Origin of the sequence: Bacillus sp. ms-22 (assembly GCF_009759805.1) — a bacterium.
GTDB lineage: Bacteria > Bacillota > Bacilli > Bacillales > Bacillaceae > Bacillus > Bacillus xiamenensis.
The window spans coordinates 1569040-1583147 of the sequence record NZ_CP046653.1; the positions used below are offsets into that span (position 1 = coordinate 1569040).

14 protein-coding genes and 1 other annotated feature are annotated in these 14108 nt (G+C 41.5%); all 14 genes read left to right on the forward strand.

Going from position 1 to position 14108, the window contains the following annotated elements:
• Positions 1-3 precede the first annotated feature (3 nt).
• The 14 genes from GPA07_RS08170 to dnaG all read left to right on the forward strand — a co-directional run bounded on the left by GPA07_RS08170 (position 4) and on the right by dnaG (position 14077).
• Entirely contained in the window at positions 4-963 is a 960-nt protein-coding gene (locus GPA07_RS08170; RefSeq protein WP_157292321.1) for a PhoH family protein, read from the forward strand.
• Positions 964-1077: 114 nt separating this feature from the next.
• Positions 1078-3192, forward strand: coding sequence for an HD family phosphohydrolase (locus tag GPA07_RS08175; RefSeq protein WP_406566827.1), 2115 nt, complete (start codon positions 1078-1080; stop codon positions 3190-3192).
• Entirely contained in the window at positions 3193-3672 is a 480-nt protein-coding gene (ybeY, locus tag GPA07_RS08180; RefSeq protein WP_008356260.1) for an rRNA maturation RNase YbeY, read from the forward strand. It begins immediately after the preceding gene.
• Positions 3650-4036, forward strand: a complete 387-nt coding sequence (locus GPA07_RS08185) for a diacylglycerol kinase family protein (RefSeq protein ID WP_157292322.1) — start codon at positions 3650-3652, stop codon at positions 4034-4036. Before ybeY ends, GPA07_RS08185 begins: the two co-directional genes overlap by 23 nt.
• A 112-nt stretch (positions 4037-4148) precedes the next feature.
• Complete coding sequence (locus tag GPA07_RS08190) at positions 4149-4547, forward strand: cytidine deaminase (RefSeq protein WP_008356263.1); 399 nt, start codon at positions 4149-4151, stop codon at positions 4545-4547.
• Positions 4540-5445: a GTPase Era gene (gene era, locus GPA07_RS08195; protein WP_007501305.1), complete on the forward strand. Its 906-nt coding sequence runs from the start codon at positions 4540-4542 to the stop codon at positions 5443-5445. The genes GPA07_RS08190 and era overlap by 8 nt, the downstream gene beginning before the upstream one ends.
• Before the next feature lie 147 nt (positions 5446-5592).
• A complete protein-coding gene (locus GPA07_RS08200; RefSeq protein WP_008356266.1) occupies positions 5593-5739 on the forward strand; it encodes a YqzL family protein in 147 nt (48 codons plus the stop codon).
• Between the two features lie 35 nt (positions 5740-5774).
• Positions 5775-6545, forward strand: a complete 771-nt coding sequence (gene recO / locus GPA07_RS08205) for a DNA repair protein RecO (RefSeq protein WP_157292323.1) — start codon at positions 5775-5777, stop codon at positions 6543-6545.
• A 39-nt stretch (positions 6546-6584) separates the two neighbouring features.
• Positions 6585-6762: a binding site (T-box leader), on the forward strand.
• A 113-nt stretch (positions 6763-6875) separates the two neighbouring features.
• Positions 6876-7763 carry a glycine--tRNA ligase subunit alpha gene (gene glyQ / locus GPA07_RS08210; protein ID WP_142155518.1) on the forward strand — a complete coding sequence of 296 codons (888 nt, stop codon included), beginning with the start codon at positions 6876-6878 and terminating at the stop codon, positions 7761-7763.
• Entirely contained in the window at positions 7756-9801 is a 2046-nt protein-coding gene (gene glyS / locus GPA07_RS08215; protein WP_157292324.1) for a glycine--tRNA ligase subunit beta, read from the forward strand. Before glyQ ends, glyS begins: the two co-directional genes overlap by 8 nt.
• Before the next feature lie 165 nt (positions 9802-9966).
• Positions 9967-10605 (forward strand): transcriptional regulator CcpN, encoded by a 639-nt coding sequence (locus tag GPA07_RS08220; RefSeq protein WP_024423017.1) that lies wholly within the window; start codon positions 9967-9969, stop codon positions 10603-10605.
• Positions 10606-10630: 25 nt separating this feature from the next.
• The gene (locus GPA07_RS08225) at positions 10631-11452 is read left to right on the forward strand and encodes a pyruvate, water dikinase regulatory protein (RefSeq protein WP_008356274.1); all 822 of its coding nucleotides are present in this window, start codon (positions 10631-10633) and stop codon (positions 11450-11452) included.
• A 261-nt stretch (positions 11453-11713) separates the two neighbouring features.
• The gene (locus GPA07_RS08230) at positions 11714-12214 is read left to right on the forward strand and encodes a YaiI/YqxD family protein (protein WP_008356275.1); all 501 of its coding nucleotides are present in this window, start codon (positions 11714-11716) and stop codon (positions 12212-12214) included.
• Between the two features lie 33 nt (positions 12215-12247).
• The gene (dnaG, locus tag GPA07_RS08235) at positions 12248-14077 is read left to right on the forward strand and encodes a DNA primase (RefSeq protein WP_008356277.1); all 1830 of its coding nucleotides are present in this window, start codon (positions 12248-12250) and stop codon (positions 14075-14077) included.
• The last annotated feature ends 31 nt before the right edge of the window (positions 14078-14108 follow it).

A 14108-nucleotide genomic window follows, 5' to 3' on the forward strand; every position in this document is an offset into this window, starting at 1 on the left:
AGAATGACAGAACATTTACTTGAGATTCAACAAAAATTGGATAGCCCAAACGAAGCCATTGCTTTATTTGGCAATCAAGATGCTTATCTGAAACTGATGGAAAACGAGCTGAATGTCTCCATTATTACTCGTGGAGAAAAGGTGTATGTTTCTGGTCAGGAAGCATCAAGAGATACAGCGAGTCGTTTGATTACATCTCTCTTACATCTCATCCGTAAAGGCATTGAGATTTCTGAACGGGATGTCGTCTATGCCATTAAAATGGCGCAAAAAGACAAGCTCAATTATTTTGAAAATATGTATGAAGATGAAATTACGAAAAATGCCAAAGGAAAGTCGATCAGAGTTAAAACGATCGGCCAGCGTGAATATGCTGCGGCAATGAAAAAAGATGATCTCGTCTTTGGGATTGGGCCCGCTGGTACAGGTAAAACGTATTTGGCAGTGGTCAACGCAGTACATGCGCTGAAAAATGGTCATGTGAAACGGATTATCCTGACAAGACCAGCTGTTGAAGCGGGAGAAAGTCTTGGCTTTTTGCCAGGCGATTTAAAGGAAAAAGTCGATCCTTATTTAAGACCGTTATACGATGCTTTGCATGATGTACTTGGCAGTGATCATACGGAACGATTAATCGAGCGCGGTGTCATTGAAGTAGCACCTCTCGCCTATATGAGGGGCCGGACGCTCGATGATGCATTTGTCATTTTAGATGAAGCCCAAAATACAACGCCAGCCCAAATGAAAATGTTTTTGACGAGATTAGGGTTTGGCTCTAAAATGGTCATTACAGGAGATATTACACAAATTGATCTGCCAAAGGGCGTCCAGTCAGGCCTTGCGGCTGCAAGGGACATGCTTGCAGAGATCAAGGGCATCTCATTCATTGAATTAGACCAAACAGATGTGGTCAGACACCCGCTTGTGGCGAAGATCATTGGCGCATATGAAAAGCAAAAATGAACTGAGTGACCCGATCGCCTTAATCGGGTCATTTTGTTTCGATCGTGTTTTAAAGTAAAAAAGGAGGTACTTTCCTTGAGAAAGAAACAGAAAGACAGTAAGCGCAAAAGACTTCTGTCTAAAAAAGAACCTCAGAAAATGGAGCGCTCACGTTATTTAAACGTGCTGCTATACGCTGGTTTAGCAGCCATTCTGTTTGTGGTGCTCTTCTTCCATGTAAAGCCTGAATCGCTCGACTTAGATTTGTTTTCAGTGAGCGAACAGACCATCTATTCTCCGTCTACCGTTGATGATCAAGAAGCAACAGAAGAAAAGAAACAAGAAGCAACGGATCAAGTAGAAGATCAATATACACTCAAAAAAGCGTATTCTGATAATCGTGTTGACCTCATTTCATCCCTCTTTGAAGCGATTAAAGAAGAGAAGAAAGCAGCAGCTGCTGATAAAGAGAACCCGCCGACAGATCAAGAAATGGTGAAGCGTGTAAAAGAAAAGCTTACAACCGATATGCAGGAAGCTGTTTCAGATCAATCTATTAAAGCGCTGCTCCAAGCAAGTGACGAAAACCTTTCATTTACGAAGGATTCTATCATCACAGTGGTCAATTCATTGATGAGTAAAGAGATCACGGCAGCTAAGTTACAAGAAGAGAAAAAACAAGTGAAAACAGAGCTTGAAAATAATTCGATTCCGTCAAAATATTTAAATGCGGCGAAAGAAATCGGTGAATTTGCGATCATTCCTAACTATGTATTTGACCCAGTAGCAACAGAGAAGAAAAGACAAGAGGCAGCTGATAGCATTCAGCCGGTTCAAATCAAACAAGGGCAAATTTTAGTGGAAGAAGGAGAACTCATTGACCGTGAAGTTTATCGCAAATTAGAACTGACTGGTCTGTTAAACAGCTCCAATTTGGTTAAGCCTATTAGCGGTCTTATCATATTAATCGGTCTCTTCTTAGCAGCGATTGCTCACTCACTTGAAACGAGGAAAAAGTCGCTTGTCCATAAGAATAAATCGTTACTGCTTTTTTCGCTTATTTTCACCATCATTTTAATCATCATGGAAGTATTCAGCCTCTTCCAGGAAACGAAGTATACGACGATAGGCTATGTCGTGCCAGTGGCGCTAGGTACGATGCTGATCAAACTGCTCATTAATGAGCGGCTAGCGATCTTCTCCGGTCTCGTATTTGCTCTTTGCGGCAGTATGATGTTTAATCAAGGAGTAACCGGCGTCTTTAACTATGTCATCTGCGCCTATTATCTCATGAGCGGGATGGCGGGAATTTTATTTTTGAGAAAACATAATGCGAGATCGAAAATTTTACAGGCAGGGCTTTTGGTAGCATTGGTGAATGTGCTGGTGGTTCTATCCATTATGCTGATCCAAAATTCTTCTCCATCAGGGCTTGAAATTAGTGTGAATCTTGTGATGGCAACTGTGTCAGGGTTTGCATCGGCTATTTTGGTCATTGGCTTAATGCCGGTTTTTGAGAGCATGTTTGGCATTCTTTCGACAATGAAACTCATTGAATTATCGAATCCGAATCATCCGCTGCTCAAAAAGATTTTAACAGAGACGCCAGGTACATATCATCATAGTGTCATGGTGGCGAATTTAGCGGATGCCGCTTGTGAAGCAGTCGGAGCAAACGGTCTTTTAGCAAGAGTCGGCGCTTATTATCATGACATTGGAAAAACGAAAAGACCGCAATACTTTATTGAAAATCAAATGAACATTGATAATCCGCACGATAAACTTTCTCCTCAGCTGAGTAAAAATATTATTATTGCCCATACGACAGATGGTGCTGAGATGCTGAGGGAAAAGAAGTTTCCAGAGGAACTGATTGATATTGCAGAACAGCATCACGGGAAGTCGCTGCTGAAGTTCTTCTACTATAAGGCAAAAGAACGGGATGATCAGGTGACAGAAGAAGAATTTCGCTACCCTGGTCCAAAACCGCAATCAAAAGAAGCGGCCATTATTTCTGTGGCTGACAGCGTGGAAGCGGCGGTTCGCTCGATGCATAATCCAAACCCAGAGCGGATTGAAAAGCTGGTCAAAGGCATTATTTCAGATAAAATGCAGGATGGACAATTCAGTGAATGTGATCTGACATTTAAAGAATTAAATATTATCAGCCAAACGATTTGTACAACATTAAAGGGGATTTTCCACTCTCGGATTGAATATCCAGATGCCCCGAAGCAGAAGGTGAAGTAAATGACATTGTTAATCGATTTAATAGATGAAACAGGACAAGTAACGAAAGAGCAGCTTGAAGAGGTGGAAAAACTTCTTCAATTTGCTGCGGATGCCCTTGGGGTAAAAGATCAAGCGGAAGTATCAGTTTCAATCGTTTCGAATGAAGAGATTCATCAAATCAACAAAGAATACCGAGGGAAGGATGCGCCAACGGATGTGATTTCCTTTGCACTTGAGGAAGAAGGCGAAGGGGAAATTGAAATCATTGGTGCAGATGACATCCCGCCGGTACTTGGTGACATTATCATTAGTGTGGATCGAACGAAAGAGCAGGCAGAGGAATATGGACATTCCTTTATGAGAGAGCTTGGATTTTTAACGATTCATGGTTTTCTTCATTTGCTTGGTTATGATCATATGACAGAGGAAGAAGAAAAAGAAATGTTCGCCAAACAGACAAAAATATTGGATGATTATGGGCTTTCGAGATCATCGTAAGAAGCGAACGCTGCTTGTCCGTTTTTTTCGGAGTTTTTATTATGCATTTAAAGGAATATGGCGAACTTTCTTGAATGAACGGAATTTTCGATTTCACACAGTCGCAGCCACCATCGTGGTGATTTGCGGCTTTTGGTTTCACATTGAACCGAACGAATGGATGATCGTTCTGCTATTATGCGGAGGGATGCTTGCGCTAGAACTTGTGAATACAGCGATTGAACATGCAGTGGATCTTTGCACAGAAGAAAAGCATCCGCTTGCGGAGAGAGCAAAGGACGCAGCAGCAGGCGCTGTTTGCGTTTACGCCGCAATTTCGGTTATGATTGGGTTAATCATCTTCTTACCGAAGATCATGCAATAGAACAATATTACTATTTATTAACATTTTTAGAAATGGGCGTGAAAATGTCACGTGAATTATGTAAAATATAAATGTGACAGTGGTACCATTTCTTCTGAAAGTGGGAACTAGAATGAACAAACAAGAGTTGATTTCAGAAGCCATCAAAGCAAGAGATTTTGCATATGTACCCTATTCTAAATTCAAAGTCGGTGCAGCATTATTGTCAAATGACGGAAAAGTGTATGGCGGTTGCAACATTGAAAATGCGGCATATGGTATGTGTAATTGTGCGGAAAGAACAGCACTTTTTAAAGCCTACTCAGAAGGCATCACATCTTTTCAAATGCTTGCAGTAGTGGCTGATACAGATCGGCCAGTTTCACCATGCGGCGCATGCAGACAGGTCATTTCAGAGCTATGTGCACCTGATATGCCAGTGATTCTAACGAACTTAAAAGGACATATATACGAAACAACAGTAAACGAACTATTGCCAGGCGCATTTTCACCGGAGGATTTAAATGACTAACGAAAGCTTCAAATCAGGATTTGTATCAATTATTGGCAGACCAAATGTAGGGAAATCAACCTTTCTTAATCGTGTGATTGGACAAAAGATTGCGATTATGAGTGATAAGCCCCAAACGACACGAAACAAAGTGCAAGGTGTCCTGACAACCAACACGTCACAAACGATTTTTATTGATACACCAGGAATTCATAAACCTAAGCATAAGCTAGGTGATTTTATGATGAGGGTGGCTCAAAATACACTGAAGGAAGTCGACCTGATCTTGTTTATGATCAACGCGCAGGAAGGCTATGGCAAAGGCGATGAATTCATCATTGAACGACTAAAACAAACATCTACACCGGTGTTTCTAGTCGTTAATAAAATTGATCAAATTCACCCAGATGAACTGTTCCTTTTAATTGATGAATACCGCACACGCTACCCGTTTAAGGAAATCGTGCCAATTTCAGCTCTTGAAGGCAACAACATTGACACGCTCCTTCAGCAGATTGAAGGTTATCTTCCAGAGGGCCCTCAATTTTATCCGGCAGATCAAGTAACAGATCACCCAGAGCGGTTTATTATTTCAGAATTAATTCGTGAAAAAGTGCTGCATTTAACAAGAGAAGAAATTCCTCACAGTATTGCGGTTGCGATTGAATCGATCAAGCCAGATGAAAATGGCAAGATTCATGTTGCGGCGACCATTGTCGTAGAACGTGATTCGCAAAAAGGGATCGTCATTGGAAAACGCGGCAGTTTATTAAAAGAAGTGGGACAAAAAGCGCGCAGAGACATTGAGGCACTTCTAGGTTCAAAAGTGTACTTGGAGCTTTGGGTAAAGGTTCAGAAGGACTGGCGTAATAAATCCACTCACCTTCGTGATTTTGGTTTTAGAGAAGATGAATATTAAACATCACTGTATTTGTTGGGAAATCTGACAATGGTGCAGTTCGATTAGTAAAAATTGTTTATCATGAAATGGAGGTAGCCGGGTCAAGATAAAATTAATATGTTGGATGTAGCGTTGCTGCTTCTAATAAAGAAAGGTGGGGTTTTTATGTTGAATTTTACATGGAACGTATTTTCACAAACAGGAAGCGTTGACACGTATCTGCTTTTCAAAGAGTTAGAAAAGGAGAACCTGGAAAGACCCGATGTACTTGAAGAAGAAATAGTAGCACGACTTGATTTTCCAATCTTATAATTTTTGACCCCCTCCAACGCTCGGAGTGTAGACAAATGCTCATTAAAACTGAAGGAATCGTCCTTAGAACAACAGATTATGGCGAAACAAACAAAATTGTCACGCTGCTCACTAGAGAACATGGGAAAATTGGTGTGATGGCAAGGGGGGCTAAAAAAGCTAACAGCCGCCTGTCAGCCATAAGCCAGCCGTTTTTATACGGAACCTTCCTGATCCAATCATCAACAGGACTTGGAACGCTCCAGCAAGGTGAAATGATCGAAAGCATGCGGGCCATCCGGGAGGATTTATTTCTGACCGCATATGCCGCATATATGACAGAATTACTCGATAAAGGAACAGATGAAAAGAAGTCCAACCCTTACTTGTTTGAGCTCCTTCTTCAATCATTGCGCCATCTCAATGAAGGCACAGATGCTGATATTATTTTATTTATCGTAGAGGTCAAAATGTTATCAGTGATAGGGCTGAAGCCTGAGCTTGATCAATGTGTACACTGCGGTCAAAAAGAAGGACAGTTCCATTTCTCGATTAGAGATAACGGATTCATCTGTGAGCATTGCTTTTCTAAAGATCCCTATAAACTGCCCTTATCTCCAGCAGCTGCAAGGCTCCTCCGTTTGTTTCATTATTTTGATTTATCAAGGCTTGGTCAGGTTGATGTGAAACCGCAGACGAAACAAGAAATACGTCAAGTGCTCGATCACTACTATGACGAGTATTCAGGCCTTTATTTAAAATCAAAAAAATTCATGAATCAGATGGAATCCATGAGAAAGCTAATGGATGGCGAAAACAAAAGTTGACATCTCCCATGACTTTTTGTAAGATCATCTAAGATCAAATATGTTGCATTGACAGAAAGAAGTACTTACGTATAATCCATAAAAGCGACCTTAGGACGGTGTAAGCTAAGGATGGACACGTAACGAAAGGCATTCTTGAGCAACGTAAAACAAAGCGGCTGGATGCTACGACACCAGCAAATAGGGTGGAACCGCGGGAAAAACTCTCGTCCCTATGTTTGCAAGGAACCTTGTGAGCATAGAGACGGGAGTTTTTGTGTTCTCTTAAGAGGTTCTAATCCCCACCCGCCATACATAGCGGATGGTGTAAAAAAGATGGAGGTGCGATCATTGAATATTCAAGACATGATTTTGACGCTGCAAAAGCATTGGTCAAATGAAGGCTGCGTATTAATGCAGGCGTATGACACAGAAAAAGGTGCTGGAACGATGAGTCCATACACGTTCCTCAGAAGCATCGGACCAGAGCCTTGGAAGGTGGCATATGTAGAGCCTTCAAGACGCCCGGCTGATGGCAGATATGGAGAAAATCCAAACAGGCTTTATCAGCATCATCAATTTCAAGTGATCATTAAGCCGTCACCTGACAATATTCAAGAACTGTATCTTGAATCATTGAAGGCACTTGGCATAGACCCATTGAAACATGATATTCGTTTTGTTGAAGACAACTGGGAAAACCCATCTCTCGGCTGCGCAGGACTTGGCTGGGAAGTTTGGCTGGATGGCATGGAGATTACACAGTTTACGTATTTTCAGCAAGTAGGTGGTTTAGAATGTAAGCCGGTTTCCGTTGAAATCACATACGGTATTGAGCGTCTTGCTTCTTACATCCAGGACAAAGAAAATGTGTTTGACCTTGAATGGACAGAGGGTTTTACTGTAAGAGATTTATTCTTAATGGCTGAATACGAGCATTCTGTTTATACATTTGAAACCTCTAATACGGATATGCTGTTCGATTTATTTACAACGTATGAAAAAGAAGCGCATAGCCAAATGGACAAAGGGCTTGTGCATCCAGCATACGATTATGTGCTCAAATGCTCCCATACGTTCAACCTACTTGATGCAAAAGGTGCTATTTCAGTAACAGAGAGAACAGGCTATATCGGAAGAGTACGTCAGTTAGCGAGAAAAGTAGCCAAAACATATTACGAAGAACGAGAAAAACTTGGATTCCCTATGTTAAAAGAGGAGGCGGCTTCTCATGAATAAACAAGATGTATTACTCGAAATCGGCTTAGAAGAGATGCCGGCTCGTTTCATGCCAGAAAGCACAAAGCAGCTAGGTGAAAAAGTAAAAGCATGGTTTGAAACGCAGCGTATTTCATTCGAAGATGTGGCGTTATTTAATTCACCAAGACGTCTTGCTGTTCTTGTCAAAGGTGTCGCAGAAAAACAAGAGGACATCAAAGAAGAAGCGAAGGGGCCAGCTAAAAAGATTGCGCAAGACGCTGAAGGCAATTGGACGAAAGCGGCCGAAGGGTTTGCCCGCGGACAAGGTGCATCTACAGCTGATCTTTATTTCAAAGAAATCAAAGGTGTGGATTATGTCCATGTCCAAAAGTTTCAAGAAGGTAAGCAAGTCAAAGACCTTCTACCAGCGTTAGGTGATATTGCTGCTTCATTGAGCTTCCCTAAGAACATGAGATGGGGAAGCAATGATTTACGCTATATCCGTCCCATTAAATGGCTCGTTTGTTTATTCGGGCAAGAGGTCATTCCTGTCGAAATTGCAGGCGTGAAAAGCGGCCGCAAGACAAGAGGACATCGCTTCCTTGGTACGACAGCCAGCATCGACTCTCCTTCTTCTTATGAGCAAACGTTACTTGACCAGTTTGTGATTGCTGATTCAGATAAAAGAAAACAAAAAATTATGGAGCAGCTAAATGCCCTTTCTTCAGAGAAAGGCTGGGTCATTCCAGTTGATCCTGAGCTTTTAGAAGAAGTCAACGACCTTGTTGAATACCCGACCGTTCTATCTGGCTCTTTTGAAGAAGAGTTTCTGGCATTGCCAGAAGAAGTGCTGGTCACGACAATGAAGGAGCATCAGCGCTATTTCCCTGTGAAAAATGAACAAGGGGAATTACTGCCGCACTTCATTACAGTGAGAAACGGAAACAGTGAGGCCCTTGAAAATGTTGCAAGAGGAAACGAAAAGGTCCTGCGTGCCCGTTTATCAGATGCTGCATTTTTCTATAAAGAAGACGAAAAGCTCGTCATTGAAGACAATATTAAAAAGCTTGATAAAGTGGTATTCCATGAGAAGCTTGGCACGATTGGCGACAAGCTGAAGAGAGTGACAGACATTGCCGTTCGCCTGGCAGAACATGTCGGTGCAGATGAAGAAACGTCTAAGCGCGTAAAAAGAGCAGCAAGTATTTCTAAGTTTGACCTTGTGACTCAAATGGTCTATGAATTCCCAGAACTGCAAGGAATCATGGGTGAGAAATATGCAAGAGCACTTGGCGAACATGAAGAAGTGGCAAAGAGTATCAACGAACACTATATGCCGCGTTTTGCGGGCGACGACGCGCCGTCAACTCTCATTGGTGCAATTGTCGCAGTAGCGGATAAACTAGATTCTATTTGTTCATTCTTCTCAATAGATGTCATTCCAACGGGTTCTCAAGATCCTTATGGACTAAGAAGACAAGCGAGCGGTATCGTCCAAATTCTGCTTGATCGCCATTGGAATATTTCATTCAAAGAACTTTTAGCACTGGCTCAAGTAGAGACAGAACATGAAGCTGCCCTTATTGAATTTTTAACGCAGCGTTTGAAATATGTTCTCCAAGCAGAGCATATCCGTCATGATGTGGTCGATGCAGTTCTTGATGTTGAAAATATTGAGCCTTATGCGGTTGTGAAAAAAGCAGCTGTACTTGAAGAGCGTGTGAAACAAGAAAGCTTCAAAGAAACGGCTGAGGCATTAGGCCGCGTCATTTCAATCAGTAAAAAAGGGGAAGACGCAGAGATTCAGCCTGAGCTGTTTGAAAATGAACAAGAACAAAAGCTATTTGAGGCGTATCAGCAAGTGGAGAAAGCTGTCAAGGAGCATATGGCAAAAGGACAGTACAACTTAGCACTAGAGGCATTAGATACATTAAAAGCACCAATCGTTGATTATTTCGATCATACAATGGTTCACGCCGATGATGAAAAACTGAAGCGAAATCGTTTGGCGCAAATGGTCAAACTAGCAAAAGTCATTCAATCATTTGCGAACATGAACAATTTAATTGTAAAATAAATACCTAAGAGCGGTTGCCTTTTTCGAAGGGCAATCGTTTTTTACTCATTTAATTCACGGTTTTGAGTGGATTTTTGTTTCATTCGGACGAAGATGCGCTATAATATGATGAGTTATGAATTTGATATACATAAAGTCAAGATTCGCTCTCTCTATTTAAAGGTGGTGAGTACAATCGAGTTAAATAAACGGCAAGAGCAGATTTTACAGATTGTCAAAGAGAATGGTCCGATCACTGGAGAGCATATCGCCGATCGGCTGAACTTAACAAGGGCTACCCTTAGACCGGATTTGGCCATTTTAACAATGTCTGGCTTTCTAGAAGCAAGACCAAGGGTCGGCTACTTTTTTACAGGAAAAACTGGCACGCAGCTTCTAGCAGATAAGCTGAAAAAACTCCAAGTGAAAGATTTTCAATCCATTCCAGTTGTGATACATGAGAATGTTTCAGTTTATGATGCGATTTGTACGATGTTTTTAGAGGATGTGGGCACATTATTCGTTGTGGACGATCACTCTATTTTAACAGGCGTATTATCAAGGAAAGACCTTCTTCGAGCAAGTATTGGGAAACAAGAGCTTCCATCTATACCGGTCCACATTATTATGACAAGAATGCCGAACATCACCGTTTGCCGCAAGGAAGATTTCATTATGGATGTGGCCAAGCACTTGATTGAAAAGCAAATAGATGCACTTCCTGTCATAAAGGATACGGATAAGGGCTTTGAAGTTGTCGGCAGGATTACGAAAACAAACATGACGAAAATACTTGTTAGCTTATCGGAGAACGAAATTATCTAACTACAGAAGACTGCGAGGGGATGTTATGAGTAATCGCGTAATTTTTGTTGTATCAGATTCAGTAGGAGAAACGGCAGAGCTCGTGGTCAAAGCGGCACTTAGCCAATTTGATGGCGGCTCATCAGATCATTCAAATATTAGAAGAATCCCATATGTAGAGGATGTCGGTACGATTAAAGAAGTCATTTCACTGGCAAAAGCAGATAATGGGATCGTCTGTTTTACGCTTGTTGTGCCAGAAATGCGCCAATTTTTAATAGAAGAGGCCGAAGCAAATGGCGTCGTTTACTATGACATTATCGGTCCACTCATTGATAAAATGGAGACGGCATATGGAAATGAAGCGAAACATGAGCCGGGTCGTGTACGTCAATTAGATGAGGACTATTTTAAAAAGGTAGAAGCCATTGAGTTCGCTGTAAAGTATGACGATGGCAGGGACCCAAGAGGAATCCTAAAGGCTGATATTGTCCTTATTGGTGTATCGCGCACGTCCAAGACACCGCTTTCTCAATATTTGGCGCATAAGCGGCTGAAGGTAGCGAACGTTCCGATTGTTCCTGAAGTAGATCCGCCGGAGGAGTTATTCTCAGTTGATCCAAAAAAATGCATTGGCTTGAAAATTAGTCCAGACAAACTCAATCACATTCGGAAAGAGCGTTTAAAATCTTTAGGTTTAAATGATCGGGCCATTTATGCGAACATTGAGCGGATTAAAGAAGAACTAGAGTATTTTGAAAAAGTGGTTAACCGAATTAACTGTCAAGTTGTCGATGTATCAAATAAAGCAGTTGAGGAAACAGCAAATGTCATTCATCAAATGCTGACCAAAAGAGGTTCCGAATAAACTCAGGATGCTCCTCCTGGGTTTTTCCTATGGTGGGAAACGGGTAAGCAAAAACAATAGCATATTTGCTGCATTTGTATTATAATAAAAAATTGTGATAAAATGATTGATTTTAGGTTTAAGTTAAGTCAAGAACGAATAAACTAATATTGGCAGAAGTCAAGTGATTCTGAACATAACTTTTCGACAAAATGAGTTTTACTGTTGATTCCTTTATGGGGGAAAAGTAGGGTCTTTTTACTTCTCTAAAGCAGGAATAAGGTGGAGGGATGGAGAATTAGTCACCTGAATGAACGTAAAAAAGAGAGGACGATTTATGTCGATGCAGATGCTTGCCCTGTAAAAGACGAAATTCTTGCTGTCGCATCTTTATTTCAAGTACATGTGACTTTCATTGCTTCATATGAGCATTTTCAAACCAAAAGATCACCACTTGAAGATTGGCGGTTTGTTGATACACATAAGGAAGCGGCGGATTTAGTCATTGCGAACGCAGCAGTCGCGCATGATATTGTCGTCACCCAGGATATTGGTCTTGCCTCCTTACTGCTTCCAAGACGTGTCATTGTTCTCTCTGAAAGAGGACGAATGTACACAAACGAAACAATTGATTTTGATTTGGAACGCAGGCATGTTTCAAGCAAACAGCGAAGAAATGGTGTATACGGAAAAGGTCCCAAAAAGCTTTTAGAAGAGGATAAAAAGCGATTTATTGCGCAACTACAAAAAATCCTGTCGAATCATGAAGGATTTTTGAATTAAAAGGCGAATAATGTACGACGGAGTGTTATTAGGATGAGCAAACGTATACCAGATGAACTTTTGGAGCAAATCCAAAAAAACGCAGACATTGTCGAAGTGATTGGAGAATACGTACAGCTTAGAAAGCAAGGTCGGAATTACTTTGGTCTTTGTCCATTCCATGGTGAAAATACTCCATCATTCTCTGTTTCAGCAGATAAGCAAATCTTCCATTGTTTTGGCTGCGGTGCAGGAGGTAATGTATTTTCGTTCCTCAGACAAATGGAAGGCTACTCATTTATTGAAGCCGTTTCACATGTTGCTGATAAGTACCATATTGATTTGCCTGATCATGTAGCAAACGCCCAGATCAGTTCCTCTCAGCAAGAGGATACAGCAGATCATAAAATGATTGAGGCCCATGCGCTTCTTAAGAAATTTTACCACCATTTGCTGGTAAATACAAAGGAAGGTCAAAACGCACTCGATTATTTACGGTCCAGAGGCTTTACCGATGAAACAATTGCCAAGTTTGAGATCGGGTATGCTCTCGACTCATGGGATTTCATGACCAAGTTTTTAGAAAAACGAGGGTTTGATCCGGTGATGATGGAGAAGGCTGGTCTTTTGATTCAACGTGAAAACGGCACAGGATTTTTTGACCGCTTTAGAGACCGTGTCATGTTTCCCATTCATGATCATCATGGAACGGTCGTCGCTTTTTCCGGAAGATCGCTTGGTCATCAACAGCCTAAATATATGAATAGTCCTGAAACGCCACTTTTTCATAAAAGTAAGCTGCTTTATCACTTTCATGACGCGCGTATGCATATTAGAAAACGCGAGCGGGTCGTCCTTTTCGAAGGATTTGCTGACGTCATCTCGGCCGTCACATCTGGTGTTGGCGAAAGTGTTGCAACAATGGGTACGTCTTTAACAGAAGAGCACGTAAAGCTTCTGAGGCGGAACGTAGAAGAGATCATCCTATGCTATGACTCTGACACAGCCGGATATGAAGCGACCATGAAAGCATCAGATTTGCTTGGGAAAAGAGGATGTAAAGTTCGCGTTGCCATGGTGCCAGATGGACTCGATCCAGATGATTATATTCGTAAATATGGCGGCGAAAAATTTAGGAATGACATCATAGATGCAAGTGTGACACTCATGACATTTAAGATGAATTTTTTCCGAAGAGGAAAGAATTTATCGGATGAAGGAGACCGCCTTGCTTATATGAAGCAGGTTCTCCGAGAAATCAGCCGGTTAAACGGCTCCTTGGAACAAGAGATTTACATGAAACAGCTTGCTGGAGAGTTCTCCATCTCACTTGACTCATTAAGGGAACAATTGGAGCTGTTTGAAAAGCAGCAGCGGCAAGAAGCCAAGAGCTCGCAAGCAGAAAACGGGCTTGAGAAAAGGCGCGCACACCTTTCAACACAGGTGAGAAGAAAGCGTCTAAGGCCGGCATATGAAAACGCAGAGAGAATGCTGCTAGCACATATGTTAAAAAGCGATGATGTGATTCGCAAAGTGCTTGATCGGGTAGGGATTGAATTTAATATAGATTCCCACAGGGCGCTGGCAACGTACATTTATGCGTTGTATGAAGAAGGCAAAGAACCGACTCCGCAGCACCTGATGAACCGTATTGAAGATGATGTGATGAATCAGCTTCTGACGGATATATTGATGATTCAAGTTGGAGACGAACTAAGTGAAGCTGAATTAAGTGATTATGTTAAAAAAGTGTTGAATCATCGGAATTTGTCAATGATAAAGGAAAAAGAACTAGAACGTGCAGAGGCGGAGAGGCAAAAAGATTTCTTCAAAGCGGCAACACTTGCAAAAGAAATTATTCAGTTGAACCGTTCGCTGAAGTAATACGTCTACTATTTATGACAAGACTTACGGC

Excerpts from the sequence above, each read along its gene's own strand:
- GPA07_RS08185 (WP_157292322.1), top strand. The coding sequence starts at position 3,650 with ATGGGCTTTCGAGATCATCGTAAGAAGCGAACGCTGCTTGTCCGTTTT.
- ybeY (WP_008356260.1), top strand. The coding sequence starts at position 3,193 with ATGACATTGTTAATCGATTTAATAGATGAAACAGGACAAGTAACGAAA.
- GPA07_RS08170 (WP_157292321.1), top strand. The coding sequence starts at position 4 with ATGACAGAACATTTACTTGAGATTCAACAAAAATTGGATAGCCCAAAC.
- era (WP_007501305.1), top strand. The coding sequence starts at position 4,540 with ATGACTAACGAAAGCTTCAAATCAGGATTTGTATCAATTATTGGCAGA.
- glyS (WP_157292324.1), top strand. The coding sequence starts at position 7,756 with ATGAATAAACAAGATGTATTACTCGAAATCGGCTTAGAAGAGATGCCG.
- GPA07_RS08190 (WP_008356263.1), top strand. The coding sequence starts at position 4,149 with ATGAACAAACAAGAGTTGATTTCAGAAGCCATCAAAGCAAGAGATTTT.
- GPA07_RS08225 (WP_008356274.1), top strand. The coding sequence starts at position 10,631 with ATGAGTAATCGCGTAATTTTTGTTGTATCAGATTCAGTAGGAGAAACG.
- GPA07_RS08200 (WP_008356266.1), top strand. The coding sequence starts at position 5,593 with ATGTTGAATTTTACATGGAACGTATTTTCACAAACAGGAAGCGTTGAC.
- dnaG (WP_008356277.1), top strand. The coding sequence starts at position 12,248 with ATGAGCAAACGTATACCAGATGAACTTTTGGAGCAAATCCAAAAAAAC.
- recO (WP_157292323.1), top strand. The coding sequence starts at position 5,775 with ATGCTCATTAAAACTGAAGGAATCGTCCTTAGAACAACAGATTATGGC.